This is a genomic window from Pseudomonas sp. VS40 (assembly GCF_018587885.1).
Lineage (GTDB): Bacteria > Pseudomonadota > Gammaproteobacteria > Pseudomonadales > Pseudomonadaceae > Aquipseudomonas > Aquipseudomonas pergaminensis.
Map to the genome: position 1 here is coordinate 376,563 of NZ_JAGYWD010000004.1, position 25,944 is coordinate 402,506.

Annotated in this window: 26 protein-coding genes; 6 read left to right on the plus strand and 20 right to left on the minus strand. The window is 59.6% G+C overall.

Features of this window, described 5'->3' with window-relative positions:
* Positions 1–28: 28 nt before the first annotated feature.
* The 13 genes from tolB to KHP07_RS14595 form a co-directional block, all read right to left on the minus strand.
* Positions 29–1,309, minus strand: a complete 1,281-nt coding sequence (gene tolB / locus KHP07_RS14535; RefSeq protein ID WP_033898484.1) for a Tol-Pal system beta propeller repeat protein TolB — start codon at positions 1,307–1,309, stop codon at positions 29–31.
* Between the two features lie 17 nt (positions 1,310–1,326).
* Complete coding sequence (tolA, locus tag KHP07_RS14540) at positions 1,327–2,400, minus strand: cell envelope integrity protein TolA (protein ID WP_016975448.1); 1,074 nt, start codon at positions 2,398–2,400, stop codon at positions 1,327–1,329.
* Positions 2,400–2,852, minus strand: coding sequence for a protein TolR (tolR, locus tag KHP07_RS14545; protein ID WP_161634127.1), 453 nt, complete (start codon positions 2,850–2,852; stop codon positions 2,400–2,402). Before tolR ends, tolA begins: the two co-directional genes overlap by 1 nt.
* Positions 2,853–2,875: 23 nt before the next feature.
* Entirely contained in the window at positions 2,876–3,571 is a 696-nt protein-coding gene (gene tolQ / locus KHP07_RS14550) for a protein TolQ (protein WP_010208111.1), read from the minus strand.
* A 1-nt stretch (position 3,572) separates the two neighbouring features.
* Positions 3,573–4,028 (minus strand): tol-pal system-associated acyl-CoA thioesterase, encoded by a 456-nt coding sequence (gene ybgC / locus KHP07_RS14555; protein WP_025854760.1) that lies wholly within the window; start codon positions 4,026–4,028, stop codon positions 3,573–3,575.
* Positions 4,029–4,166: 138 nt separating this feature from the next.
* Positions 4,167–5,225 carry a Holliday junction branch migration DNA helicase RuvB gene (ruvB, locus tag KHP07_RS14560; RefSeq protein ID WP_003193867.1) on the minus strand — a complete coding sequence of 353 codons (1,059 nt, stop codon included), beginning with the start codon at positions 5,223–5,225 and terminating at the stop codon, positions 4,167–4,169.
* Positions 5,226–5,837, minus strand: a complete 612-nt coding sequence (gene ruvA / locus KHP07_RS14565; protein ID WP_003175802.1) for a Holliday junction branch migration protein RuvA — start codon at positions 5,835–5,837, stop codon at positions 5,226–5,228. It abuts the gene before it with no gap.
* A gap of 65 nt (positions 5,838–5,902) precedes the next feature.
* Complete coding sequence (gene ruvC / locus KHP07_RS14570) at positions 5,903–6,427, minus strand: crossover junction endodeoxyribonuclease RuvC (RefSeq protein ID WP_016975450.1); 525 nt, start codon at positions 6,425–6,427, stop codon at positions 5,903–5,905.
* A gap of 156 nt (positions 6,428–6,583) precedes the next feature.
* A complete protein-coding gene (locus KHP07_RS14575; RefSeq protein ID WP_058423270.1) occupies positions 6,584–7,330 on the minus strand; it encodes a YebC/PmpR family DNA-binding transcriptional regulator in 747 nt (248 codons plus the stop codon).
* A 148-nt stretch (positions 7,331–7,478) separates the two neighbouring features.
* Positions 7,479–9,254 (minus strand): aspartate--tRNA ligase, encoded by a 1,776-nt coding sequence (aspS, locus tag KHP07_RS14580; RefSeq protein ID WP_078050009.1) that lies wholly within the window; start codon positions 9,252–9,254, stop codon positions 7,479–7,481.
* Positions 9,255–9,361: 107 nt separating this feature from the next.
* Positions 9,362–9,583, minus strand: coding sequence for an FmdB family zinc ribbon protein (locus KHP07_RS14585; protein ID WP_010208103.1), 222 nt, complete (start codon positions 9,581–9,583; stop codon positions 9,362–9,364).
* Positions 9,584–9,749: 166 nt separating this feature from the next.
* A complete protein-coding gene (locus tag KHP07_RS14590; RefSeq protein ID WP_078050010.1) occupies positions 9,750–10,106 on the minus strand; it encodes a ribbon-helix-helix domain-containing protein in 357 nt (118 codons plus the stop codon).
* A 180-nt stretch (positions 10,107–10,286) separates the two neighbouring features.
* The gene (locus KHP07_RS14595; RefSeq protein ID WP_003193874.1) at positions 10,287–10,760 is read right to left on the minus strand and encodes a Dps family protein; all 474 of its coding nucleotides are present in this window, start codon (positions 10,758–10,760) and stop codon (positions 10,287–10,289) included.
* A 415-nt stretch (positions 10,761–11,175) separates the two neighbouring features.
* Here KHP07_RS14595 and KHP07_RS29705 point away from each other — a divergent pair, with 415 nt between their 5' ends.
* The gene (locus tag KHP07_RS29705) at positions 11,176–11,778 is read left to right on the plus strand and encodes a cold-shock protein (protein WP_025854767.1); all 603 of its coding nucleotides are present in this window, start codon (positions 11,176–11,178) and stop codon (positions 11,776–11,778) included.
* 79 nt (positions 11,779–11,857) lie between these two features.
* Here KHP07_RS29705 and KHP07_RS14605 read toward each other — a convergent pair whose 3' ends face one another.
* Positions 11,858–12,064, minus strand: a complete 207-nt coding sequence (locus KHP07_RS14605; RefSeq protein WP_015885618.1) for a SlyX family protein — start codon at positions 12,062–12,064, stop codon at positions 11,858–11,860.
* Between the two features lie 3 nt (positions 12,065–12,067).
* The gene (locus KHP07_RS14610; protein WP_078050993.1) at positions 12,068–12,493 is read right to left on the minus strand and encodes an HIT domain-containing protein; all 426 of its coding nucleotides are present in this window, start codon (positions 12,491–12,493) and stop codon (positions 12,068–12,070) included.
* 873 nt (positions 12,494–13,366) lie between these two features.
* On the opposite strand from KHP07_RS14610, the gene KHP07_RS14615 reads away from it, so the two are divergent.
* Complete coding sequence (locus tag KHP07_RS14615) at positions 13,367–14,665, plus strand: OprD family porin (protein ID WP_214497404.1); 1,299 nt, start codon at positions 13,367–13,369, stop codon at positions 14,663–14,665.
* A 189-nt stretch (positions 14,666–14,854) separates the two neighbouring features.
* Here the strand turns inward: KHP07_RS14615 and KHP07_RS14620 are convergent, their stop codons facing one another.
* Complete coding sequence (locus KHP07_RS14620; RefSeq protein WP_214497405.1) at positions 14,855–15,697, minus strand: mechanosensitive ion channel family protein; 843 nt, start codon at positions 15,695–15,697, stop codon at positions 14,855–14,857.
* Between the two features lie 135 nt (positions 15,698–15,832).
* Positions 15,833–16,318, minus strand: coding sequence for a YajQ family cyclic di-GMP-binding protein (locus KHP07_RS14625; protein WP_010208088.1), 486 nt, complete (start codon positions 16,316–16,318; stop codon positions 15,833–15,835).
* Positions 16,319–16,441: 123 nt separating this feature from the next.
* On the opposite strand from KHP07_RS14625, the gene KHP07_RS14630 reads away from it, so the two are divergent.
* The 3 genes from KHP07_RS14630 to KHP07_RS14640 are packed head-to-tail and all read left to right on the plus strand — an operon-like array spanning position 16,442 to position 20,023.
* Complete coding sequence (locus tag KHP07_RS14630; RefSeq protein ID WP_214497406.1) at positions 16,442–17,359, plus strand: putative 2-dehydropantoate 2-reductase; 918 nt, start codon at positions 16,442–16,444, stop codon at positions 17,357–17,359.
* A 46-nt stretch (positions 17,360–17,405) separates the two neighbouring features.
* Positions 17,406–19,442 (plus strand): sensor histidine kinase, encoded by a 2,037-nt coding sequence (locus KHP07_RS14635; protein ID WP_214497407.1) that lies wholly within the window; start codon positions 17,406–17,408, stop codon positions 19,440–19,442.
* 2 nt (positions 19,443–19,444) lie between these two features.
* Positions 19,445–20,023, plus strand: a complete 579-nt coding sequence (locus KHP07_RS14640) for a cob(I)yrinic acid a,c-diamide adenosyltransferase (RefSeq protein WP_099494279.1) — start codon at positions 19,445–19,447, stop codon at positions 20,021–20,023.
* A 116-nt stretch (positions 20,024–20,139) separates the two neighbouring features.
* Here the strand turns inward: KHP07_RS14640 and KHP07_RS14645 are convergent, their stop codons facing one another.
* The 3 genes from KHP07_RS14645 to secA all read right to left on the minus strand — a co-directional run bounded on the left by KHP07_RS14645 (position 20,140) and on the right by secA (position 25,181).
* On the minus strand, positions 20,140–21,084 hold the full coding sequence (locus KHP07_RS14645) for a Nudix family hydrolase (RefSeq protein WP_099494278.1): 945 nt from the start codon (positions 21,082–21,084) through the stop codon (positions 20,140–20,142).
* A 20-nt stretch (positions 21,085–21,104) separates the two neighbouring features.
* On the minus strand, positions 21,105–22,322 hold the full coding sequence (gene argJ, locus KHP07_RS14650; protein ID WP_078050017.1) for a bifunctional glutamate N-acetyltransferase/amino-acid acetyltransferase ArgJ: 1,218 nt from the start codon (positions 22,320–22,322) through the stop codon (positions 21,105–21,107).
* A 123-nt stretch (positions 22,323–22,445) separates the two neighbouring features.
* The gene (gene secA / locus KHP07_RS14655; protein WP_078050018.1) at positions 22,446–25,181 is read right to left on the minus strand and encodes a preprotein translocase subunit SecA; all 2,736 of its coding nucleotides are present in this window, start codon (positions 25,179–25,181) and stop codon (positions 22,446–22,448) included.
* Between the two features lie 306 nt (positions 25,182–25,487).
* Here secA and KHP07_RS14660 point away from each other — a divergent pair, with 306 nt between their 5' ends.
* Complete coding sequence (locus KHP07_RS14660) at positions 25,488–25,943, plus strand: DUF721 domain-containing protein (protein ID WP_078050019.1); 456 nt, start codon at positions 25,488–25,490, stop codon at positions 25,941–25,943.
* Position 25,944 lies beyond the last annotated feature (1 nt).

A 25,944-nucleotide genomic window follows, 5' to 3' on the forward strand; every position in this document is an offset into this window, starting at 1 on the left:
GTTAAGTACTTCTTTTTGTAGCGCCGCGTCAGTTCAGGTAAGGGGACCAGGATGGTTCTCTGACTTCGCCTTGTGCGGTAGGAAGTGGGAGCCTTACGCGTCCATTTATGGACACGAGCATCAAGACTCCCCGGCCCTGCTGGCGGGTGGCGTAGATTACCATGGTGCCGTTGGGCGCAACAGTGGCTGACTCATCAAGGTTGGTATCTGTGAGGATTTTTACGGTTCCGCGCTGCAAATCCTGGGCCGCAACCCGGAAATTAGTGAAACCATCCTGACGGTGAATCATCACCAACGTCTTTTCATCGGCCGAAAGCTTAGGGTTGGCGTTGTAGTTACCGATAAAAGTAACACGCTCTGCCCCACCACCATTCACGTTCGCCTTGTAGACCTGTGGCTTGCCGCCGCGGTCAGAGGTGAAGTAGATGGTCGAACCGTCCTTGCCCCAGAACGGTTCGGTATTGATACCCGGGCCGCTGGTTGCGCGAGTGATCTGGCGCGAAGCCATGTTCATCACGTAGATGTCCGGGTTGCCATCCTTCGAGAGCACGAACGCCAGGCGCGAACCATCCGGCGACCAGGCCGGTGCGCCATTGAGGCCTTCGAAGTTGGTGATCTGCTCACGACGGCCAGTATCGATGTGCTGGACGAAGATACGCGGACGCTTCTGCTCGAAGGACACGTAGGCAATACGCTTGCCGTCCGGCGCGAAGCGCGGCGACAGGATTGGCTCACGGGATTGGAGCAAGGTCACAGCCCGTGCACCGTCGTAGTCCGAGCGCTGCAAAGTGTAACGAGTGTTGTCTACAGAGAAACGCTCAGCCGTTACGTAAAGCAGACGCGTCGAGAACGCACCCTTGATACCGGTGAGCTTTTCAAACGACTGGTCCGAGATGTAGTGGGCCATGTCGCGGATCTGCTCAGCAGTGCCCGAGACGCTGCCGGTCAAGACCTGCTGCTCGGTTGCCACGTTGAACAAGGTGTAGGTGATTTGCAGGCGACCGCCGGCCGGCGTGATGTTGCCGACCATCAGGTACTGCGCACCAACGGCTTTCCAGTCACGGAACACGACTTCGCTGGCCTGGTTTGGCTGGCTGATCATATTGCCTTTCGGAATCGGTGCGTAGTAACCGGAGTTGCGCAGGTCGTCGCTGACGATCTGGGCCATGTCGTCCGGCAGCACGCTGCCGCCCTGCCAACCGAACGGTACTACGGCGATCGGGGTGGCCCGATCGCTACCGCTGGTAACCAGGATGTTCTTTTCATCCGCCGCCGCTATCCCTGCCATACAGCAAATAACGACAAGCATTCCTCGAAGAAGGTTTCTCACAAGGCTAGATCCTCAGGTGTGAATGTCATCTTGAATGAACGATAGGGAGCGAAGTCGCTTGGTTTCATTCCCTGCATCTCGGTCAACCGGCCAATGTTCTTGACCGCGGCAACCGCCGAACTGTCGAACGAACCGTCACCACTGGACTTGGACACGCTGACCGAAGTCACCGTACCGTCCGGCAACATGCCGATCTGCAGCACTACTGTCATGCCTTTGCGCGCCGAAGGTGGACGTGTCCAGCCTTCTGCTGCCCGCGCTCGAATCAGGTCGTCGAAACTGCCCGCGACTTCATCACCACGCTCATCGGCCAAGGCTTGCTGACGCTGCGGCGTGTCGGAGAGCAAATCTGCCAAGGCCTGGGCCTTTTTCTCTTCGGCGGATTTGCGCGCTGCTTCCTGGGCCTTTTTCTTCTGGGCGTCGGCGGCAGCTTTCTTCTTCGCGTCGTCGGCGACTTTTTTCTTCGCCTCGTCTGCTTCAGCTTTTTTCTTGGCGTCTTCGGCGGCTTTTTTCTTCGCGTCTTCGACTATTTTCTTCTTGGCGTCTTCAGCAGCCTTTTTCTTGGCCTCTTCTTCAGCCGCTTTTTTGGCTTCTTCTTCAGACTTCTTCTTGGCTATATCAGCCAATTGTTTCTCTTCGGCCTTTTTCGCTTCGGCAGCTTTCTCGGCTTTCTTGGCTTCATCAGCCTTTTTCGCCTCGTCAGCCTTCTTGGCTTCGTCAGCCTTTTTCGATTCCTCGGCCTTTTGAGCCGCCTCTTCTTTCTTTTGTTCCGCAGCAGCCTTCACCGCTTCCTGCTCGACCTTCTTCTGTTCCATCTGCTCGACTTCAGTCTGGCGCGCAGCCGACTTCTGGGCCTCACCCGCAATCTTCTGATTGGTCTGGGTGGTGGCCTGACTTTTCGATTTCAGCTGATACAGGGTCGCCTGCACGATCGGCTTGGCTGGCGGCAGGTCCGGGGTCATGGCAAAGCTGACGAACAGCATGCCAAACACCAGGACGTGCAGGGCAATTGCCCAGACGCTAGGCCAGAAGTAGCTTTCCGAGGCGGACGGCTCTCGCTGTTGCTGCATCAGGGCGCCTCGGTAATCAAGCCAACGTTACCCACGCCGGCCTTCTGCAGCCCGCCCATGGCACCCATGACGGAGCCGTAGTCGACCGCCTTGTCACCGCGGATGAACACCTGGGTGTGCTTGCCGCCTTCGTTGCCGGAACGAATGATCTTGGTCACCGCGTCGGTCATCGCCGGCAAGGTCAGGGCCTTGTCCTGCTGCTTCTGAGTGTCGACTTCGCTGCCAAGGTTCCAGTAATAGGTCTTGTCGGACTTGATCGAAATGGTCAGCACCTGGGTGTTGTTGTCCTGGGGCAAGGCTTCGCTGGAAACCTTGGGCAGATCAACCTTCACACCCTGGTTGAGCATCGGCGCGGTCACCATGAAGATAACCAGCAGCACCAGCATCACGTCGATGTAAGGCACTACGTTCATCTCGGCGACCGGCTTACGCTTGGTTCGAGCTCGAGTGATTAAAGCCATCGGGAGGTACCTGCTTATTCTTCGCTGGTGTGCACTTTACGGTGCAGGATCGCCTGGAATTCATCGGCGAAGGTGTAGTAACGGCCAATCAGGTTTTCGCCGCGGGCGGCAAAACGGTTGTAGGCAATTACTGCGGGGATAGCAGCGAACAGGCCAATCGCGGTGGCGATCAGGGCTTCGGCGATACCCGGGGCTACGGTGGCCAGGGTCGCTTGCTGCGCCTGGGCCAGGCCACGGAAGGAGTTCATGATCCCCCACACAGTACCGAACAGACCGATGTACGGGCTCACGGAACCAACGGTGGCGAGGAACGGCAAGCTTTGCTCAAGCTTTTCTTCTTCGCGGGAAATGGCCACGCGCATGGCACGGGCCACGCCTTCCATGACCGCTTCCGGGTCAACGCCTGGCTGCTGGCGCAGACGGGAGAATTCCTTGAAACCGGCGCGGAAGATCTGCTCGACGCCCGAATCCGGGTCCGGATTGCTGCCGGCCTGGCGGTACAGCTTGGACAGGTCGATACCTGACCAGAAGCGCTCTTCAAAGCTCTCCAAGGCACGTCGACCGGCACGCAGCAGGTTGCTGCGCTGAAAAATCATGACCCAAGAGGTAACCGATGCGGCTACCAGGGTCAGCATGACCAGTTGAACCACAACACTGGCATTGCTGACCAGGCTCCACATGGAGGAATGGTCGACGACGGTAGGTTCCACGCTAAATCTCCTGCTTTGATTGTTTACCCGCGCCGCTTACATCGGCAAAGGCCGCACGTAGAGCTTCGGGAATGGCCCGGGGTTTCAAACTATTGGTGCGCACACAGGCCACCAGGAACTGCCCCTCACAGAGCAGCGTTGCATCCGTTGCCCGCCTGACCTGCTGCTTGAAACGCAGGCTGACACGGTTCAATTCGATTACTTCAGCGCTTACCAACAATTCGTCGTCCAATCGCGCCGGCGCGTGATACCGCGCCTCGCTGGAATGCACGACGAATAACAGGTCCTCCCCTGCCAGCTCGGATTGGGCAAAGCCCAGCTCCCGTAGCCGCTCGGTTCGAGCCCGCTCCATGAACTTGAGGTAGTTGACGTAATACACGATGCCGCCGGCATCGGTGTCCTCGTAATAAACGCGACAGCGATGTGCGAACGACTGATCCCCGTTTTGCGCGCGCATACTCTAGTGCTTACTCCTCAGGTTGCCAATCCGGCTCGCAACTGTTTTTTCATACGCTGAAACATTTCCAGTGACTGAATGACGACACCAGCCACTAGGACAGCACAAACATCGAATAAATCGACTTGCGTGAAGCTTTTAATCGTCCACTGCATCGAGGAATTCGTCTACCACGGGCATCTCGCCCAATCGTGACGGAATGTTTAACCCGAAGTGCAGATAGGCGTGGCGCGTCACCACCCGCCCCCGTGGCGTGCGCATGATGTAGCCCTGCTGGATCAGGTACGGCTCCAGCACATCCTCAATGGTGTGGCGCTCCTCACTGATGGCCGCCGCCAGGCTATCGACACCCACCGGGCCACCGTCGAACTTCTCGATCATGGTCAAGAGTAGACGTCGATCCTGGTGATCGAAGCCGTGCTCGTCCACGTCCAGCAGGTTCAATGCCAGGTCGGCCACGGCCTTGGTGATATGCCCCTTGGCCCGCACTTCGGCAAAATCGCGCACACGGCGCAGCAAGCGGTTGGCAATCCGTGGCGTGCCACGGGCCCGACGGGCAATTTCAAACGCGCCTTCCGGGTCCAGGGGCAAGCCGAGGATGCTTGCCGAACGGCTGACAATGGTCGCCAGGTCGGCCGTGCTATAGAACTCTAGACGTTGAACAATGCCGAAACGGTCTCGCAGCGGGTTGGTCAGCATGCCTGCACGGGTCGTGGCGCCGACCAGCGTGAATGGCGGCAGATCGAGCTTGATCGAGCGGGCCGCCGGGCCTTCGCCGATCATGATGTCGAGCTGGAAGTCTTCCATGGCCGGGTACAGCACTTCCTCGACGATCGGCGAGAGCCTGTGGATCTCGTCGATAAACAGCACGTCATGGGGCTCGAGGTTGGTCAGCAACGCCGCCAGATCCCCCGGACGCTCCAGCACCGGGCCGGAGGTGGACTTGATCGACACGCCCATTTCCTGGGCAATGATGTTGGCCAGGGTGGTCTTGCCCAGGCCCGGCGGGCCGAAGATCAGTGTGTGATCCAAAGACTCACTGCGCCCGCGCGCAGCCTGGATGAACAACTCCATCTGCTCGCGCACGGTGGGCTGGCCGATGTATTCGGCGAGGCTCAGGGGGCGGATGGCGCGGTCCTGGACCTCTTCACGGTCGCGTGGGCCGGTGGCTGCAATCAGACGATCAGCTTCAATCACTTAAATCATTCCCTTCAGGGCGCGGCGGATCATGTCTTCACTGCTCAGGTTCTTGTCCTTGATGGCCGATACGGCCTTGCTGGCTTCCTGCGGCTTGTAGCCCAGGGAAATCAGCGCGCTGACCGCATCGCTTTCGGCACTGGCGACCTGGCCGGCCGGCATGTCCGGCTGGTTCGGCACCAGGGCAAACATGCTCGGTACGACTTCCCAGGCCTTGAAGCGGTCCTTGAGCTCCACCAACAGGCGCTCGGCGGTCTTCTTGCCGACGCCCGGCACCTTGGTCAGCGCCGAGGTATCCTGGGCCGAGACGGCACGCACCAGCTCATCCACTTCCAGGCTCGACATCAGGGCCAGGGCCAGTTTCGGCCCGACCCCATTGAGGCGGATCAGCTCGCGGAAGAAGTCGCGGTCGCGCTTGCCAATGAAACCATAGAGTAGTTGCGCGTCTTCGCGCACCACCAAATGTGTGTGCAGCGTTATCGGCTCACCGACCGACGGCAAGCGATACAGGGTGGTCATGGGCACTTCCAGCTCATACCCCAACCCATTTACATCCAGAATCAGGTGCGGCGGCTGTTTCTCAGCCAGGGTGCCGCGCAAGCGTCCAATCACGGTTCAGATCCTTAAAGCTTGGGGTCAGAGCACGGCCCGACCGGAAAACGATTGCGCTGATGCTATCAGAGACGCAGGCGCCCGCCACGACTGCGTGCCGTGCCCAGGCCATGAGGCAGCAAGCTTGAGCGAGTGTGCGCATGGCAAATGGCGATAGCCAGGGCGTCGGAGGCGTCGATCTGCGGTTTTGACGTGAGCTTGAGCATGTGCATGACCATCATCTGCACCTGCTCTTTGTTCGCCGCGCCGGTGCCGACCACGGCCTGTTTGACCTGGGTGGCGGTGTATTCGGCGATTTCCATGCCTTCCTCGGCGCCGGCAACGATGGCGGCGCCACGGGCCTGGCCGAGCTTGAGGGCTGAGTCGGCGTTCTTGGCCATGAACACTTTTTCGATGCCCATGGTGACCGGCCCGTAGGTCTGGATCACTTCACGCACGCCGCGATAGACGATCTGCAGGCGCTCGGCCAACTCGCCCGCACCGGTGCGGATGCAGCCCGACGCGACATAGACACAGCCGCGCGGGGTCTGTTGCACCACGCCAAAACCGGTGATGCGCGAACCGGGGTCGATACCTAGGATTAAAGTCATAACGCCTGCGGGTTGGGTAAACACATTTTTTGATACCGGGAGGTTCAATGTGGGAGGGGGCTTGCCCCCGATGACAGTGTGTCAGTTATCTCGCAATCGACTGAACCACCGCTATCGGGGGCAAGCCCCCTCCCACATTTAAAACTACATCGCCCTTCAGCCTAGCTGTTCGGCTACAGACTCAGGGATGTCGGCGTTGGAATACACGTTCTGCACATCATCCAGGTCTTCGAGCATGTCCAGCATCTTCAACACTTTCTGCGCTCCGTCCAGGTCCAGTTCGGCACTGGTGGTCGGCAGCATCACGATTTCTGCGTCGGTGCCCTTGAAGCCGGCGGCTTCCAGCGCGTTGCGCACGGCGTAGAAACTGGCAAACGAAGTGAACACATCGATGGAGCCATCTTCGTTGGTCACCACGTCGTCGGCATCTGCCTCCATCGCCGCTTCCATCAGCGCGTCTTCATCAGTGCCCGGCGCGAAGGAGATCTGCCCCTTGCGCTCGAACAGGTAGGCCACCGAACCATCGGTACCCAGGTTGCCGCCGCACTTGCTGAAGGCATGGCGCACGGCTGCCGCGGTGCGGTTGCGGTTGTCGGTCATGCACTCGACCATCACTGCAACGCCGCCCGGGCCGTAGCCTTCGTAGCTCAGCTCGACCATGTCGTCGGTATCGGCGGCGCCGGCACCACGGGCCACGGCGCGGTCGATGATGTCACGGCTCATGTTGGCGCCAAGGGCCTTGTCCAGCGCAAGGCGCAGGCGCGGGTTAGAGCCCGGGTCGCCACCGCCCTGGCGGGCAGCGACGGTCAGCTCGCGGATCCACTTGGTGAAAATCTTGCCTTTCTTGGCATCCTGACGCTCTTTGCGGTGCTTGATGTTCGCCCACTTGGAATGGCCAGCCATAACACAACTCCGAAATTCTGTAGAAACCTTGTCAATCCCGCTGGGCAGGACTTCTCTCTTTAAATCACAGCCCTTGTAACGCAAAGGCGCATCCGAAGATGCGCCTTTTTAGACTGCGTAAACCTCAGTGCGCTTTCACGCAGCAGCCTTACTCAGCCTTCGGCGTCTCGCGCAGGCGGATGTGCAACTCGCGCAATGCCTTGGCATCCACCACACCTGGAGCCTGGGTCATGACGTCCGCAGCACTCTGGGTTTTCGGGAAGGCGATCACTTCACGGATCGACTGGGCGCCGGTCATCAGCATCACCAGGCGGTCCAGGCCGAATGCCAGGCCACCGTGCGGCGGCGCACCGTATTTCAGGGCGTCGAGCAGGAAGCCGAATTTCTCTTCCTGTTCCGCTTCGTTGATGCCCAACAGACGGAAAACCGCTTGCTGCATCTCTTTGCGGTGGATACGGATCGAACCGCCACCCAGCTCGGTGCCGTTGAGTACCATGTCGTAAGCGCGGGACAGGGCGCCTGCCGGGTTGGCTTCCAGCTCGGCCGGCGAACACTTCGGTGCAGTGAACGGGTGGTGCAAGGCGCTGAAGCTGCCGTCGTCGTTCTCTTCGAACATCGGGAAGTCAACGACCCACATCGGGGCCCATTCGCAGGTCAGCAGGTTCAGGTCGTGACCCAGCTTGATGCGCAGCGCGCCCAGGGCTTCGCTGACGATCTTGGCCTTGTCGGCGCCGAAGAACACGATATCGCCGTCGACTGCACCGACGCGGTCGAGGATCGCGTTCAGGTTGTCCAGCGGAATGTTCTTCACGATCGGCGATTGCAGGCCGTCAATACCGTTGGCGCGCTCGTTGACCTTGATATACGCCAGGCCCTTGGCACCGTAGATGCCGACGAACTTGGTGTAGTCGTCGATCTGCTTGCGCGGCATGCTTGCGCCGCCAGGCACGCGCAGGGCGGCAATGCGGCATTTCGGGTCGTTGGCCGGGCCGCTGAACACCTTGAAGTCGACTTCCTTGAGCTGGTCGGCCACGTCCACCAGTTCCAGCGGGTTACGCAGGTCTGGCTTGTCGGAACCGTAGCGGCGCATGGCTTCTTCGAAGGTCATGTGCGGGAAGTCGCCGAATTCCAGGCCCAGCACTTCCTTGAACAGGTTGCGGATCATCTGCTCGGTCAGGCCCATGATCTCTTTTTCATCGAGGAAGCTGGTCTCGATGTCGATCTGGGTGAATTCCGGCTGGCGGTCGGCGCGCAGGTCTTCGTCACGGAAGCACTTGGCGATCTGGTAGTAGCGGTCGAAGCCAGCCACCATCAGCAACTGCTTGAACAGTTGTGGCGATTGCGGCAGGGCGAAGAACGAACCGGCGTGGGTACGGCTAGGCACCAGGTAGTCACGCGCGCCTTCCGGGGTGGCGCGGGTCAGGATCGGGGTCTCGACGTCCAGGAAGCCGTTTTCGTCGAGGAAGCGGCGGATACTGGTGGTCATGCGCGAACGCAGGCGCAGCTTCTCGGCCATCTCCGGACGACGCAGGTCCAGGAAGCGATAACGCAGGCGGGTTTCTTCGCCGACGTCGGAGTATTCGTTGAGCGGAAACGGCGGGGTTTCCGATTCGTTCAGCACTTCCAGTTCATAGCCCAGCACTTCAATGCCGCCGGACGCCATGTTCTTGTTCACGGCACCGGCCGGACGCAGGCGAACCTTGCCGGTGATCTTCACGACGTATTCGCTGCGCACGCGGTCGGCGGCGGCGAAGCTCTCGGCGCGATCCGGGTCGAACACCACCTGGGCCAGACCATCACGATCACGGATATCGAGGAAGATCACCCCGCCGTGGTCGCGGCGACGGTGAACCCATCCGCAAAGGGTGATTTCCTGACCTTCCAGGGTCTCGTTCAGTTGGCCGCAATAGTGGCTGCGCATCATGGTAGTGGTTTCACTTCTCGTAATTCGAAATTCGGTGGAGGCCTGCCTCGTCACCGTACATTAAAGCAGGGGACGGATAATGCAGGAGCCTGCGCGTAGAGTTCAACTCAGTCTGCTTTGTCGCCGCCCGCCAGGTTCTTCTTCGAGCCGGTCTTGAAGTCGGTCTCGTACCAGCCGCTGCCGCTCAGGCGGAAGCCTGGCATGGACAACATCTTCTTGAGCTCCGGCGCCTGGCAGGCTGGGCAATCGACCAGCGGCGCTGCGCTGATCTTCTGAATGGCTTCCAACTGATGACCACAGGAAGCACATTGATAGTCGTACATGGGCATGGAGATGTCTCGGCGATCAGATCGTTACTGCGCCACGCCTGGCCTACGGGTGGGCGGCATGCGTAGCAAAGCGCGGGATTATATCTGGTAAATCGAGGCAGCGCAGCCGGCTTTCTGCCCGGAGCCCTGCCCGCCACGAAGGAAGGCCGGCCCCGAAGCCCGGTGGCTATACCAGGGACTGCCCCGGTAAACAGGTCGGTTCAATACACCCTTTCAAGGCATGAACCACGCACACCACCCTGACCAACCCACTGAAGTTCTTCACACCGCCGTAACGCAGGTGCACTTCCCGATCGACGTAAGACAGCAACGCACTGACTGAACAGGCATTGATCCTGGCTATCTCCGTGAGGATATTCCAATAGATCTGCTCCAGCCGCAGGCAAGTGGAAAACCCGTTGAGCCTCACTGACCGGGACAATGGCTTGGCCAGTCCCATATCGAACCCTTTTGCAAAGGGGTCGATCTTTATCTTATGGAAACCACCGGTTTCCATCACTCCATTACCCACTCCGCGTGACATACACCTGACACTCCATTGCCAAACAGCAGCCCATGGGTTGTCCCATTGGGCAGTCGCCCTATAAAACAGCAGGCAGAGGCAGGCAGCCAGAAGACGCGGCGTCGATAGACGTAGGACAACGCCAGGAAATGCGCGGAAACAAGCGAGCGGCGCCAGGACGGCGCCACTCAGGGTCGGCGTTTACTGATTTTCGAGCAGCGAGCGCAGCATCCACGCGGTTTTCTCGTGAACCTGCATGCGCTGGGTCAGCAGGTCGGCGGTCGGCTCGTCGCTGACCTTGTCGAGCAGTGGGAAGATGCCGCGCGCGGTACGAGTGACCGCCTCCTGGCCGGCGACCAACTGCTTGATCATCTCTTCTGCGCTGGGCACGCCTTCCTCTTCCTTGATGGACGAAAGTCGGGCGTAGATGGAGTAGGCACCCGGCGCCGGGAAACCCAGGGCACGGATACGCTCGGCAATGGAGTCCACGGCCAGCGCCAGCTCGTTGTACTGCTCTTCAAACATCAAGTGCAGCGTGCGGAACATGGGGCCCGTGACGTTCCAATGGAAATTGTGGGTCTTCAGATACAAAACATAGGTATCGGAAAGCAGCCGTGAAAGCCCGTCGACGATGGATTTACGATCTTCTTCACTGATACCGATATCGATTGCCATGTTTATCCCCTTCAATTGACAAGCATTCATTGATCCGGTGCAGGACCACTCTAGCAAGAGTGGCAGCGATGCGCAGCCCGGCGCGGCAATTCGCCCCGGCGTGGCCGGTCAAACGGTGGGTCCCAAGCCTTTGGCCAGAGTAGGAAATATCCCTGCAACCCCGCTTGAAACACCTGCACGTGTCTAGGACAAGCGTTTGACGCAGAAATGCCATGTCCCTTGCAACACCCTGAAATGCTTGATTTGAGTAGGCACAGCCTTTGCTGTTAAATAGGCGGCGTGTCGTCGCCGTTACTTTCTGCGGCAGCGGCATAGGCTGATACCCCGCGCACGTGCCCAACGCCTCCCATTGTTCAGAAGCGAACCGTGCCAGTCAGCTCTTCCTTGTGATCCGTCTTAACGTGAGTTAATCAAAATGTTGAAAATCGTCCACCTGCTAACGGGCGTTGCAGCTTTGCTGCTGTCCTTTATACCGAGCTTGCAACAGGGAAGCCCTCCCTACCTGGAACAACACGACGCTCTGTACCTGGCCTTGTTCGGCCTTCTTAACCTGACGCTGGCACCGGTGATCCCTTACTGGAACAAAGGCACACGTCATCAACTGCAAAACCTGGTCAGCGCGCTGTTGGTACTGACCGTTGTCGTACAAACCCTCACCCTCCTGGCACCCATGCCTGAAGTCGGCGGCCACCCGGCCATCCTGCTCAGCCTGGTGATTGCTGTGGTCGCCATCGTTCTTCACCTGGCCATCAGCTTCTACCGTTCGTCCCCTGCGGCCTCGTCGCAAACCTACGACATGACCAATCGGGATACCGGTACCGTCAAGTGGTTCAACACGTCCAAAGGCTTCGGCTTTATTTCCCGTGATTCGGGCGACGATATCTTCGTCCATTTCCGGGCCATCCGCGGCGAAGGCCATCGCGTACTGGTGGAAGGCCAGCGCGTGGAGTTCTCCGTCATGAATCGCGACAAAGGCCTGCAGGCCGAAGACGTGATTGCTGCACTGCCGCGTCGCTGATACCCGCGCTCGCAGCAAAAAAAACCGCGATCCAGCCTGGCTGGTTCGCGGTTTTTTTATGCGCAGCCATTAGCCGCTATCAATAGTGAGGCGGCGGCGCTTCTTCTTCGGACGTTTCGAATTGGCCGCCCATTTCTTCCTGGCGCTTTAGCAGTGCGGTCATCTGCAATTGCAGGCGCTCGACGGCCCGCTGCTGGGTGACGAGGATATCGTTGAGGGTTTCGATGGTGTCGTCCTGGAAGGCCAGGCGGCTCTCCAGGTCAGTGACGCGGTCTTGCAGATCCATGATTCAACCCTGGGTAAAGACAAAGTCAGCAGGCAACAGCTCGCGCAGACGGGCGCGAATGGCTGCCACTTGCGCATCGGTGTAAGGCTGCGCCGGATGCTTGCCCCATACCGGCGCCGGCCAGGCGGCATCATCGCGCTTGCGCACGATCACATGGACGTGCAACTGGCTGACCACATTGCCCAGCGCGCCGATGTTCATCTTGTCCGCCGCCAGCCCGTCATTCAGCACTTGCGCCAGGGCCGTCGTCTCTTGCCACAACTGTTGCTGATCGGCGACATCCAGTTGAAACACTTCGCTGATACCGTTGATACGCGGCACCAGGATGAACCAGGGGTAGTTCGAGTCATTGGACAGCAGCAGTCGGCACAGGGGGAAGTCCCCCAGGGTCAGCGTGTCTTGTTGAAGGCGTTGATCTAAAGCGAACACCGCAGGCACTCCGTTCGGCAGGTCAGGTTCAAGGCCACCAGCATACCTGCGAATCGCGCACGCTTCACGCCAGCCCCTGCGCGCCGGGCCAAGTGCGATGAAAAAAAGCGCACCATTTCGAGACAAACGAATAATTCGACTACGCTCAATGACCAATCCAGCCGTAAATAGATAAACACTGAGCAAACGATTACGACGAAACCCGCGACACAGAGGCTTCGCAAGTCAAGGCATTAAGCCATCACTGCAGTCGAGCGTCATCGGGGGGCCTGCACCAAAATGACCCATTTATGCCTCAAAGAGATCCGCCGATTACCCACTGGGCGGGGTGAACCGGTAACGTTTTACCCAGGTTCAGGATTTATGCACCCCACACCAAGGAAAGGAAGCGTGCGTCAAGCCCAAACCAATCGGCGTAAAAACCCCGTGCTTATGCGGTTTTCACGAAGCCACGACGTTTTTCACGAAAAAATGACATTCGAATTTCACTTTGGGCACGCTTGCTGCATTCATCCCTTTATCGTCGGCAACGGCACCGGTAGGGAAGCGGGTGTTTCGCGATGAAAAACAGCAGCGGTTCAATGCGCGCCAAGGATGATTTCAAACTTCGAAAGTAACGTTTTTTTGCGTTCTTTTAACGGTTTAGAAACAGTATTGAAGTTGTCAGCCTCGTTACAGTGGGGCTGTGAATTTGCGACATGGATATAGCAATCTACGACAAGCTCGTAAAGAAGCTGAAAGGAAAGTTGGGCAAGTATCGCCAATATTGTCAGCGTGATATAACTTTGCGCCGACACAAAAAGAAAGAGCCGCCCAGACAAAAATACAGGTGGGACGGCAGTACTCTTCCTAAAACCAAAGGAGCAAATCACGATGCGCGTGATGAAGTGGAGCATGATCGCCCTGGCTGTTTCAGCAGGCACTACGCAGTTCGCAATGGCGTCCGCCCAAAGCGATTCCAAAGGCTTTGTTGAAGACAGCACTTTCAGCATTAATACTCGCGCCCTGTACTTCAGCCGCGACTTCCGCAACAACCCGTCGGGCCCGGACTCTCAGAGCCGTGCCGAAGAATCCGGCCTGGGCTTCAACGCCCTGTACTCCTCGGGCTTCACCCAAGGCACCATCGGTGTCGGTGTTGACGTGATTGGCCTGCTGGGCGTCAAGCTCGACAGCGGCAAAGGCCGTGCTGGCACTGGTCTGTTCCCAACCGGTTCCGATGGTCGCTCGCAAGACGACTACTCCAAAGGCGGCGGCGCGGTTAAATTCCGTATCTCCGATACTGTCCTGAAAATCGGTGACCAGTACACCACAGCCCCTGTCTTCGCGTCTGACGACAGCCGCTTGCTGCCAGAGCTGCCACAAGGTATCTCGATCACCAGCAACGAAATCAAGGGCCTGAAGCTGGAAGGTGGTCACTTCACTTCCAGCATCGCGCAGAACCAGACCTACCATGACAGCCTGGGCCTGACCAAAACCGACTTTGCCGGCGCAGTCTACTCCTTCACCCCAGAGTTCACCGGTAGCCTGTACTACGCTAAAACCGAAGACTACTTCCGCAAGTGGTACAGCAACCTGAACTGGACCCACGCGCTGAGCGACGACCAGTCGTTCGCCTTGGACTTCAACATCTACGACACGAAAAGCGACGGTGAAGGCCTGCAACGTGCTTCCAAGGACAGCGCCCTGCCGTTCGAAGAACGCACCAAGCTCGACAACCGCGCGTTCAGCTTGCAGGGTGCGTACACCATCGGTGCACACACCTTCACCCTGGCAGCCCAGAAAGTCACTGGCGACGGCGACTACGGCTACGGCGTAGACGGCGGCGGCACTGTGTTCCTGGCCAACTCCATCGCCCGTTCCGACTTCAACGCCGAAGGCGAGAAGTCCTACCAGGCGCGTTACGACATCAACATGGCTACCTTCGGCATTCCTGGCCTGAGCTTCATGACTCGTTACGTAACCGGTAGCGGCGCGAACACCGCCACCACCTCGAACGGCAAAGAGTGGGAACGCGACATCGAAGCCAAATACGTGATCCAGAGCGGCCCGGCCAAAGACCTGAGCCTGCGTGTACGTCAAGCGACCTATCGTTCGTCTGATGGCGTGTACTACGGTTCTTCGTCCATCGACGAACTGCGTCTGATCGCCCAATACCCGCTGAACATCTTGTAATTGACGCTTTAATTACAACGATGACTTAAGGCCTAGGCCTTAAACAAAAAGCCGCTCCCTTATTTAGCAAGGGAGCGGCTTTTTTTTGGCTGTAATATTTCAGCACTGGAATAACTAGCAAGCTAACTAACGAGATTAGCGCTTGCACCTTGAACCTGACCTAACGGCCAAGTTCAAGAATGACCCCAGTTACTTGGCAACTGTTTCCTGCATCACACGAATAACCCGCTGTGGAAACGGAATATCAATCCCCGCCGCTTTCAAGCGGTCCCGTGCAAGTTCGTTCAACATGAACACCACGTCCCAGTAATCGGCCGTCTTGGTCCAGCAACGCAGGGACACGGTGATCGAACTGTCACCTAAGGTCGACACCACTGCGACAGCAGCAGGGTCTGCCAATACCCGAGGGTCTTTCGCCAGTTCCAGCAACACGTCACGGGCTTTTTGCAAGTCGGCTTCATAGTCCACACCCACATCGAACACCACCTTGCGGGTCGGCTGACGGTTGGTGTTGGTGATAAGGCCATTGGACAGGATGCCGTTCGGCACGATCACGGTCTTGTTGTCGCCGGTACGCAGTACGGTGTGGAAGATCTGGATGCTATCGACGGTACCCGAAGTGCCTTGGGCTTCGATCCAGTCACCAATGCGGAACGGGCGGAACAACAGAATCAGCACGCCACCGGCGAAGTTCGCCAGGCTGCCTTGCAATGCCATGCCGATGGCCAGGGTAGCGGCACCGATCGCCGCAATGAACGAGGTGGTTGCCACGCCGATCATCGAGGCCACGTTGACCACCAGCATGATTTTGAGCGCGACGTTCGCAAGTCGGGTAATGAAATGTTGCAGGGCCATGTCAGCATTGCGCAGGGCCAGCAGGCGCCCCACGCGATGGGTCAACACGTTAATCAGCCACCAACCGATGACCAAGGTGACCAAAGCCAGCAAGAACCGGCTGCCGTATTCCATGATCATCGGCAGCCAAGATTCCGAGGTCTTGATCAGGTGATCCATTTCAGCGTTCAAATCCATCTACATTCTCCTGGTTACCGGATGTTCGGCGTAATGAGTGGCCATAAATGCAATTGAGCCCCGTAGGGCTCAATAGTAGGCGCAGGTTCTGGGGCGTGGGACGTCAAAAACGCCGACAGGTTCCCCAATGTGCCATCAGTCGCGGAAGTTGTTGAACTGCAGCGGCATGTCGAAGGTCTTGGCGCGCAGGGCCGCAATGGCCTCTTGCAGGTCGTCACGTTTCTTGCCAGTGACACGAACCTGTTCACCCTGGATCGCGGCCTGGACTTTCAGCTTGGCGTCCTTGATGTGGGCGACGATTTTCTTCGCCAGCTCCTTATCGATGCCTTCCTTGAGGATGGCTTCTTGCTTCATCAGCTTGCCGGAGGCGTAGGCATCCTTGATTTCAAGGCACTGCGCGTCGATCTTGCGCTTGACCAGCGACAGCTTGAGGATCTCGATCATCGCTTCCAGCTGGAAATCGGCTTCAGCGGTCAGGTTGACGGTCAGCTCTTTTTCCTTGAATTCGAAGCTGCCCTTGCCTTTCAAGTCATAGCGACGGTCCAGTTCCTTGACGGCGTTCTCGACGGCGTTGGTGACTTCGTGTTTGTCCAGTTCGGATACCACGTCGAACGAAGGCATGTCATTTCTCCAATATAAGGGGCGGGCTCAGTAGAGATGGAGCGCGCCCAAGCTAAAATGCCGGGGCATTATAGCGGTTCTTTCGCCGCATTCACTGTGAGCGACCCCATGGAGCACAAACAGATGTCGACCACCTGGCATATTCTCGGCGCCGGCAGCCTAGGCACACTCTGGGCCACCCGCCTGGCGCGCGCAGGCGTGCCCGTCAGGTTGATCCTGCGTGATGAGGCGCGCCTGGCCAGTTATCAGGCGGGCAAGGGACTGACCCTGGTGGAACAAGGCATTGAGCAGACTTACCCCGTGACAGGCGAAACGCCTGACAGCCCTGGGCCGATTCATCGCCTGCTGGTGGCGTGTAAAGCCTACGACGCCCAAGGCGCCGTCGCACAGTTGCAACAGCGGCTAGCTCCAGATGCCGAGCTGATCCTGCTGCAGAACGGCCTTGGCAGCCAGGATGCGGTCGCCGCGCAGTTGCCCCAGGCGCGCTGCATCTTTGCCTCCAGCACGGAAGGCGCCTTTCGCGATGGCGACTGGCGTGTCGTGTTTGCCGGCCATGGCTACACCTGGCTGGGCGACGCGAGCCACCCTAACCCGCCCCTGTGGCTGGATGACCTGCACGCCGCTGGCATCCCCCACGATTGGAGTACCGATATCCTTACGCGGCTATGGCGCAAGCTGGCCCTCAATTGCGCCATCAACCCGCTGACCGTGCTGTATCAATGTCGTAACGGCGAATTGCAGGCCCATCACTGCGAAGTCGCCACCCTGTGCGCAGAGCTGGCTGAACTGCTGGAATGCTGCGGCCAGCCTGCTGCCGCGCTGGACCTGCAACACGAAGTGGAACGGGTGATCCAGGCCACCGCCGCCAATTACTCTTCCATGTACCAGGACGTGGCCGCCGGCCGTCGCACCGAAATCAGCTATCTATTGGGCTATGCTTGCCAGGCGGCCGCCCGTCACCAACTGAACCTGCCGCATTTGCAGCAGTTGCAGGTGCGCCTGGTCGAGCAGTTACTTGCACGCGGATTGCCCCGCGACTGAGCCACGCGCTACTCTGCCCGCCTGTCTATCACCTGGGAAAACCCTGATGCCGCTGCGCCAGCGTCTTGAAAACCTACCGGTCGGGCAGAAACTGCTGGCCGCCCTGCTGGTGCTGTTGACCACCGTATTGCTGGTGGCCAACCTGACCTTTATCAGCGCCGCCTACTGGATCTCCCAGGAAAGCATGGCCCCCCAAGCCTTGCAGGCGATTGGTCGCCTGGTGTCCAACCCCGCGCTCGCCGCCGAAGCCCTCGAATCACCCGCCAAGGCGGACGCCCTGCTCAACGAGCTGACCAGCTATTCCCCCTTGCGCGCCGCCGCCCTGTACGACGGTGAAGGCAACCGCCTGGCGCAGATGCAACACGGCGACCGCCTGCACCTGCCCGACAACTACCGGCATATCGAAGCGTGGCGGGTCACCGAGTTTCGCAGCAACCAGATCATCACCCTGCCCCGTGCTGGCCAAGCGTCCGGGCACCTGCTGCTGGTGGCCAGCAGTGAGCTACCGGTGGCGTTCTACACGGGCACGCTGACGGCCAGCCTGGGCATCCTGATTTTCAGCGTGCTGCTGTGGTTGATCATCGCCCGCCAGATCAAACGCCTGATCACCCGGCCGATCCACGAACTCGAAGAGTTGTCGCGCCAGGTCACCCGCGAAGAGAACTACGCCCTACGCGCTGGCCGTGGCAACCACGATGAAATCGGCAGCCTGGCCGAAGCCTTCAACACCATGCTGTCGCGGATCGAAGCCCGCGAACAGCAACTCAAGCGCGCACGGGACGACTCCCAGGCGGCCTACGACCAAGCCCAAGGCCTGGCCGAAGAAACGCGCCACACCAACCGCAAGCTGGAACTGGAAGTCCAGGTTCGCAGCAAGATCGAGAAAAAACTCACCGGCTTCCAGAATTACCTGAACAGCATCATCGACTCGATGCCCTCGGCACTGATCGCCCTGGATGAACAGCTCTACGTGACGCAGTGGAACCAGGAGGCCAGCGCGCTTTCCGGTACCCGCTTGGATGAAGCGCTGAACCAGCCGATCTACTTGGCCTTCCAGCCGCTCAAACCCTACTTGCCGCAGATCAGGGCAGCGGTCGAACAACACACCGTGGAGCGCATCGAGCGGGTCACCTGGTTCAAGGACGACGAACCCAAGCATTACGCCCTGACCTTCTACCCACTGATGGGTGGCGCCGGGCGTGGCGTGGTGATTCGTATCGATGACATCACCCAGCGACTGTCCCTGGAAGAGATGATGGTGCAGTCCGAGAAAATGCTGTCGGTAGGTGGCCTGGCCGCCGGCATGGCCCACGAGATCAACAACCCGCTGGGCGCGATCCTGCATAACGTGCAGAACATCCGCCGCCGCCTGTCTCCCGACCTGCCCAAGAACCTGGAGCACGCCGAGCAGGCCGGCATCGAGCTGGAAACGGTCGACCACTACCTGCAAAGCCGCGAAGTGCCGCAACTGCTCGATGGCATTCAGCAAGCCGGGGCGCGGGCGGCGAAGATCGTCACCCATATGCTCAGCTTCAGTCGCCGCAGCAACCGGCAGATGGCACCGTGCGACTTACCGGCGCTGATCGACCAAGCGGTGGAAATCGCCGGTAACGACTTCGACCTCACCATCGGCTTTGACTTCAAGGGCCAAGCGATCATCCGCCAGTTCGACCCGCAGTTGGGCCCGGTACCCGGCACCGCCAACGAACTGGAACAGGTCCTGCTCAACCTGCTGAAAAACGCCGCCCAGGCCATTCACCTGCGTGAAGATGACAGCGAGCCGGGGCGCATCATCCTGCGCACGCGCCTCAACCCGCCGTGGGCAGAAATACAGGTGGAGGACAATGGCATCGGCATGAGCGAGAACGTGCGCAAACGCACCTTCGAGCCGTTTTTCACCACCAAGGAAATCGGCCAGGGCACCGGGCTCGGGCTGTCGGTGTCGTATTTCATCATCACCAACAACCACAAGGGCCAGATGGAAGTGCACTCCACCCTTGGCCAAGGCACGTGTTTCACCTTGCGCCTGCCACTGGCCGGCAGCCAACTGCCGCCTTACGACCTCACCCAACTGGAGCAATGACCATGGGCTTTCGCCTATCGAAGATCTACACCCGCACCGGCGACAAGGGCGAAACCGGCCTCGGTGATGGCCGCCGTGTGCCCAAGGATCATCCACGGGTGGAGGCGATTGGCGAAGTCGATACGCTGAACAGCCAGCTCGGCTTGCTGTTGGCCTATCTCGAAGCACTCGGCGGACAGCATCCCGGCTTGCAGGAAGTGATTGAGGTGCTGACCCCCTGCCAGCATCGGTTGTTCGATCTGGGCGGCGAGTTGGCAATGCCGGAGTACAAGGCGTTGAATGCGGCCGAGGTGGATCGGCTGGAAGCGGCGATTGATCGCTGGAATGAAGAGGTCGGGCCGCTGGAGAACTTCATCCTGCCCGGTGGTTCAGCATTGATCGCCCAGGCCCACGTGTGCCGCAGCGTGGCGCGCAGTGCGGAGCGGCGGTGTCAGCAGTTGAATGCGATTGAGCCGCTGGAGGGTGTGGGTTTGGCGTATATCAATCGGCTGTCGGATTTGCTGTTTGTGGCGGCCAGGATAATTGCCAAGCGCCAGGGGATTGCGGAGATTTTGTGGCAGGCGGCCGCTAAGCCACATTGATAATTGTGTGGTGACTGATTTGGCCCATCGCAGGCAAGCCAGCTCCCACACTTGTATGTATTCACAAATCAAATGTGGGAGCTGGCTTGCCTGCGATGGGGCCCGTCAGAACGGCATCAAACTTCAGGCCAGAACGCCCGAATCCCTGCCACACCCTGAGCCCCGGCGTCCCAAGCCTGCTCCCGCTCGGCAGGCCCTACCCCGCCCAACAGAAACACCGGCTTGCTGAACCCACGGATCAACTCCGCCGCCTGCTCCCAACCCAACGGCTGGGCATCGGGGTGAGTCTGGGTCGGCTGCACCGGCGACAGCGTGACAAAATCCACGTCCATCATTTCCGCCAAGGCCAGCTCTTCCGCGTTGTGACACGACGCCGCCAGCCAGCGGTCCTTGGGCAGTGGTCGGCCCTTGCTGGCGTATTTACGCAGTTGCGCCGCCGTCATGTGCCAGCCGGCTGCAGGAAAATCCCCCAACCATTCAAACGGCCCCTTAAGCATCAACTGCGCCTTGCCCGCGCACAGGCCCACCGCATCCACCGCGAGGTCGCGGTATTTGGGGTCGTAGCCGTTGGGCGCGCGCAGTTGCACCAGCTTGATGCCGCCAGCGATGGCTTTCTGGATACCGCGCAGTAACACCGGGGTTTCCAGCTCGCCAGGGGTGATCAGGTATTCAGCAGGCAAGCGCGCAGCGGCAACAATCGGTGCGTTGGCCGCCGGGAACTCATAGTTGAGTAAATCACGCGGGGCAACCCACTCCAATGGCTGCCCCTCGGCACCATGCGGCTCGCCGGTAAACGCCGACACTTCCCAGACATCCAGCAACACCTGCTTGTCCGGGTAGTCATGCTGCACCTTGATCAGCGGACGCGCGGCAGTGACCTGGATGCCCAACTCTTCCTGCAATTCGCGGGACAGTGCGCCGGCGACCGACTCATCGGCCTCCACCTTGCCACCGGGAAACTCCCAGAGGCCGCCCTGGTGCTGGGTATCGGCGCGGCGCGCCAACAGGATCCTGCCGTCGACACCGCGGATCACCGCGGCTGCTACATGCACTCGTTTCACCGCGCTTTTCCTCTTGGCTATCAGGTGCGGTATTCCGCGTTGATCTTCACGTATTCGTGGGACAGGTCGGTGGTCCAGATGGTTTCGCTGCACTCGCCGCGACCCAGCTCGATGCGGATGGTGATTTCTTCCTGCTGCATCACCGCCGAGCCCTGGGCTTCGGTGTAGGTCTCGGCACGCGCGCCACGGCTGGCGATGCACACATCACCGAGGAACACGTCGATCTTGCTCACGTCCAGGTCCGGCACGCCGGCACGGCCGACGGCCGCCAGGATACGGCCCCAGTTCGGGTCCGAAGCGAACAATGCGGTCTTGATCAGTGGCGAGTGAGCCACGGTGTAGCCCACATCAAGGCATTCCTGATGATTGCCGCCGCCGTTGACTTCCACGGTCACGAACTTGGTCGCACCCTCGCCGTCACGCACGATGGCCTGGGCGACTTCCATGCACACGTCGAACACGGCCTGCTTCAACGCCGCGAACAGCGGGCCGCTGGCCTCGGTGATCTCCGGCAGGTTGGCCTGGCCGGTGGCGATCAGCATGCAGCAGTCGTTGGTCGAGGTGTCGCCATCGATGGTGATGCGGTTGAACGACTTGTTGGCGCCGTCCAGGATCAGGCTGTGCAGCACATCGCGGGAGACTTTGGCGTCGGTGGCAATGTAACCGAGCATGGTCGCCATGTTCGGGCGAATCATGCCCGCACCTTTGCTGATACCGGTCACGGTGACGGTCACGCCGTCGTGCACGAACTGACGGCTCGCGCCTTTTGGCAGGGTGTCGGTGGTCATGATGCCGGTGGCGGCTGCCGCCCAGTTATCCACAGACAGGTCGTCCAGCGCGGCTTGCAGCGCGCCTTCGATTTTTTCTACGGGCAGCGGCTCACCGATGACGCCGGTGGAGTATGGCAGCACTTGGCTGGCATCCACGCCAGTCAACTGGGCCAGCTTGGCGCAGGTGCGCGCGGCCGCCACCAGGCCGGGCTCGCCGGTGCCGGCGTTGGCATTGCCGGTGTTGGTCAGCAGGTAACGGATCGTGCCGGCCACGCGCTGCTTGGCCAGGATCACCGGCGCCGCGCAGAACGCGTTGAGGGTGAACACTCCGGCGACGGTCGAGCCTTCGGCACAGCGCATCACCACCACATCCTTGCGCCCTGGGCGCTTGATGCCGGCCGAAGCGATACCGAGTTCAAAACCGGCAACCGGGTGCAATGTGGGCAAAGGACCAAGACCAACAGCCATGAATGCGCTCCTTAAAAATAGGTGATGTCTGTGCCGTCGTGATCGACGGTGAAATTAATGGCAAAACGCCGCGACGGCAGAGGCCGGTCGCGGCGCAGGGTGTTGCAGCGTCAGGCAAAAATCTTAGTTGATTTCGCCGTGGCAGTGTTTGAACTTCTTGCCCGAACCGCACCAGCACAGCTCGTTACGGCCCAGCTTCTGATCATTGCGTACCGGGGTTTGAGCCAGGGCCACATCGACCTCTTCGCCCAATACCTCAGGGGCTTCCAGGCCCGGCGCTTCGTCGTGCTGGAACTGCATGCGCGCAGCCAGTGCCTCGGCTTCCTGGCGCAGGCGAGCTTCTTCCTCGATCGGGTCTTCACGACGCACCTGAACGTGGGACAGCACGCGAATAGAGTCGCGCTTGATCGAATCCAGCAGCTCGGAGAACAGCGTGAACGACTCGCGCTTGTACTCCTGCTTCGGGTTCTTCTGGGCGTAGCCACGTAGGTGGATACCGTGACGCAGGTGATCCATGGTCGACAGGTGATCTTTCCACAGGTCGTCCAGCACGCGCAGAACGATCTGCTTCTCGAACGTGCGCAGAGCCTCGGCACTCGCCTGCTCTTCTTTCTCGTTGTACGCGGCGAGCAGTTCGGCCATCAGTTTTTCGCGCAGGGTTTCTTCGTACAGGTGATCGTCTTCGTCCAGCCATTGCTGAACCGGCAAGTCGACACCGAAGTCACTCTTCAACGCGGCTTCCAGGCCGGCAACATCCCACTGCTCTGGCAGGGACTGTGGCGGGATATGTGCGCTGACGGTGGCGTTGAGTACGTCCTGACGGAAATCTGCGATGGTCTCGCCAATGTTGTCGGCGGCCAGCAACGTGTTACGCATGTGATAGATCACTTTACGCTGTTCGTTGTTGACGTCATCGAACTCGAGCAGTTGCTTACGAATATCGAAGTTGCGGCCTTCCACCTTGCGCTGGGCTTTCTCGATGGCGTTGGTCACCATGCGGTGCTCGATCGCTTCACCGGACTGCATGCCCAGGGCCTTCATGAAGTTCTTCACGCGGTCCGAGGCGAAGATGCGCATCAGGCTGTCTTCCAGGGACAGGTAGAAGCGGCTGGAACCGGCGTCACCCTGACGGCCGGCACGACCACGCAGCTGGTTGTCGATACGGCGCGATTCGTGACGCTCGGAAGCGATCACCTGCAGGCCACCGGATTCCAGCACGGCCTGGTGACGCTTCTGCCAATCGGCCTTGATCTGGGCGATCTGCTCAGGGCTCGGGTTTTCCAGTGCCGCGACTTCCACTTCCCAGTTACCGCCCAACAGGATGTCGGTACCACGACCGGCCATGTTGGTGGCGATGGTCAGTGCGCCTGGGCGACCGGCCTGGGCGATGATCTCGGCTTCTTTTTCGTGGAACTTGGCGTTGAGGACCTTGTGCTCGATGCCTTCCTTGTTGAGCAGGTTGGACACGTGCTCGGAAGTCTCGATGGTGGCAGTACCCACCAGGATCGGACGACCCTGGGCCATGCCGTCCTTGATGTCGTTGATGATTGCCGCGTATTTCTCTTCGGCCGTCAGGAACACCAGGTCGTTGAAGTCTTTACGCGCCAACGGCTTGTTCGGCGGAATGACCATCACGGCCAGGTTGTAGATCTGGTGGAACTCGAACGCTTCGGTGTCGGCCGTACCGGTCATCCCGGACAGTTTGTTGTACAGACGGAAGTAGTTCTGGAAGGTAGTGGACGCCAACGTCTGGCTTTCAGCCTGGATGTTGAGGTGTTCCTTGGCTTCGATGGCCTGGTGCAGGCCTTCGGACAGGCGGCGACCCGGCATGGTACGGCCGGTGTGCTCGTCGACCAGTACGACCTGACCGTCCTGCACGATGTATTCGACGTTGCGATGGAACAGCTTGTGGGCACGCAGGCCGGCATACACGTGGGTCAACAGGCCCAGGTTGTGTGCCGAGTACAGGCTTTCACCCTCGGCCAACTCGCCGATCTGGGTCAGCATTTCTTCGACGAACTGGTGACCGGCTTCGTTGAGTTCGACCTGGCGGGTCTTCTCGTCGATGCTGAAGTGACCTTCTTTGGTCACCACACCTTCCACTTCCTCGATGTGCTGCTCCAGGCGCGGGATCAATTTGTTGATCTCGGTGTACAGGCGCGAGCTGTCTTCGGCCTGGCCGGAGATGATGAGCGGGGTACGGGCTTCGTCGATGAGGATGGAGTCGACTTCGTCGATCACGGCAAAGTTGAGTTCGCGCTGGAATTTTTCTTCCATGCTGAACGCCATGTTGTCGCGCAGGTAGTCGAAACCGAATTCGTTGTTGGTGCCGTAGGTGATGTCGGCAGCGTAGGCCGCGCGCTTCTCTTCCGGCGGCTGGAACGGCGTTACCACGCCGACGGTCAGGCCGAGGAATTCATACAGCGGGCGCATCCAGTTGGCGTCCCGGCGAGCCAGGTAGTCGTTCACCGTCACAACGTGCACGCCCTTGCCGGACAGTGCGTTGAGGTAAACACCGAGGGTTGCCACCAGGGTCTTGCCTTCACCGGTGCGCATTTCGGCAATCATGCCTTCGTGCAAGGTCATGCCGCCGATCAACTGGACGTCGAAGTGGCGCATGCCCATGACACGCTTACCGGCTTCACGGGCGACCGCAAAGGCTTCGGGCAGCAGCTTGTCGAGGGTTTCACCTTTGGCTATGCGGGCCTTGAACTCTTGGGTCTTGGCGCGCAATTGCTCGTCCGAAAGGGCAACCATCTGCTCTTCGAAGGCATTGACCAGCTGCACCGTCTTGAGCATGCGTTTGACTTCGCGCTCATTCTTGCTTCCAAAAAGTTTCTTTAACAAAGGCGCAAACATATCGGCAGGTTCTTCCACACATAGGGATGGAGGGCGCACCGTCAGTGGCCCGAGCAGCCCTCACGGCCGCATGCGAACGCGCATTCTACCCGGATTCGTGGGTGAGGAAAGTGGCGTTGTTCCCCGATGCTGGCATGGGGCTGTGAGAGGGCTTGTTTAAAATAAGGGCTTTTGCCGGAACTTCAACCCATGGAACGCAGAAGTTACCTATTGATTTCACACCAAAAGCCCGGTGGAGGCATGGCCTGGGGGCGTACAGGTGCTTTCTGCTAAGATGGCGGCTCTGTTACTTAAGGTGTCTCAATAATGGCATTTCGCCCCCTGACAGCCCGCGCGCCCGGCGTGTTGCTTCGCGATGCCAAGCCGCTGAAAGCCATCTTTGGCCATGCGCAACGCCTGGGCCTCCTGCAACGCCTGCTCGAAAGCCAGTTGCAACCGGCCGCACGCGAACACTGTCGCGTGGCGTCCTGGCGTGAAGGGAACCTGCTACTGATTGTCACGGATGGCCATTGGGCCACGCGTTTGCGCTACCAACAAAAACGCCTGCAGCGTCAATTGATGGTCTTCGATGAATTTGCCGGTTTGACGCGCATCCAGTTCAAAGTGCAACCGCCCACCACCCTGCCTGGCGTGCCGGAGCATACCCACGACCTCTCGGCGAATGCGGCCGAAACCATCCAGGCAACGGCCGACGGGATCAGCAACCCAGGCTTGCGCGCGGCGCTTGAACGGCTGGCCGCCCACGCCAAGCCCAAGCCCTGAC

Bases quoted from the DNA above. Each gene is read 5' to 3' on its own strand.
- KHP07_RS14595 (WP_003193874.1), bottom strand. From the start codon at position 10,760: ATGGCAATCGATATCGGTATCAGTGAAGAAGATCGTAAATCCATCGTC.
- KHP07_RS14635 (WP_214497407.1), top strand. From the start codon at position 17,406: ATGCCGCTGCGCCAGCGTCTTGAAAACCTACCGGTCGGGCAGAAACTG.
- tolB (WP_033898484.1), bottom strand. From the start codon at position 1,309: ATGCTTGTCGTTATTTGCTGTATGGCAGGGATAGCGGCGGCGGATGAA.
- KHP07_RS14590 (WP_078050010.1), bottom strand. From the start codon at position 10,106: ATGTCACGCGGAGTGGGTAATGGAGTGATGGAAACCGGTGGTTTCCAT.
- ruvC (WP_016975450.1), bottom strand. From the start codon at position 6,427: ATGACTTTAATCCTAGGTATCGACCCCGGTTCGCGCATCACCGGTTTT.
- KHP07_RS14620 (WP_214497405.1), bottom strand. From the start codon at position 15,697: ATGGATTTGAACGCTGAAATGGATCACCTGATCAAGACCTCGGAATCT.
- KHP07_RS14605 (WP_015885618.1), bottom strand. From the start codon at position 12,064: ATGGATCTGCAAGACCGCGTCACTGACCTGGAGAGCCGCCTGGCCTTC.
- KHP07_RS29705 (WP_025854767.1), top strand. From the start codon at position 11,176: ATGTTGAAAATCGTCCACCTGCTAACGGGCGTTGCAGCTTTGCTGCTG.
- KHP07_RS14640 (WP_099494279.1), top strand. From the start codon at position 19,445: ATGGGCTTTCGCCTATCGAAGATCTACACCCGCACCGGCGACAAGGGC.
- argJ (WP_078050017.1), bottom strand. From the start codon at position 22,322: ATGGCTGTTGGTCTTGGTCCTTTGCCCACATTGCACCCGGTTGCCGGT.
- KHP07_RS14625 (WP_010208088.1), bottom strand. From the start codon at position 16,318: ATGCCTTCGTTCGACGTGGTATCCGAACTGGACAAACACGAAGTCACC.
- ybgC (WP_025854760.1), bottom strand. From the start codon at position 4,028: ATGCGCGCGCAAAACGGGGATCAGTCGTTCGCACATCGCTGTCGCGTT.
- KHP07_RS14585 (WP_010208103.1), bottom strand. From the start codon at position 9,583: ATGCCCATGTACGACTATCAATGTGCTTCCTGTGGTCATCAGTTGGAA.
- secA (WP_078050018.1), bottom strand. From the start codon at position 25,181: ATGTTTGCGCCTTTGTTAAAGAAACTTTTTGGAAGCAAGAATGAGCGC.
- KHP07_RS14615 (WP_214497404.1), top strand. From the start codon at position 13,367: ATGCGCGTGATGAAGTGGAGCATGATCGCCCTGGCTGTTTCAGCAGGC.
- KHP07_RS14575 (WP_058423270.1), bottom strand. From the start codon at position 7,330: ATGGCTGGCCATTCCAAGTGGGCGAACATCAAGCACCGCAAAGAGCGT.
- aspS (WP_078050009.1), bottom strand. From the start codon at position 9,254: ATGATGCGCAGCCACTATTGCGGCCAACTGAACGAGACCCTGGAAGGT.
- KHP07_RS14630 (WP_214497406.1), top strand. From the start codon at position 16,442: ATGTCGACCACCTGGCATATTCTCGGCGCCGGCAGCCTAGGCACACTC.
- KHP07_RS14660 (WP_078050019.1), top strand. From the start codon at position 25,488: ATGGCATTTCGCCCCCTGACAGCCCGCGCGCCCGGCGTGTTGCTTCGC.
- tolA (WP_016975448.1), bottom strand. From the start codon at position 2,400: ATGCAGCAACAGCGAGAGCCGTCCGCCTCGGAAAGCTACTTCTGGCCT.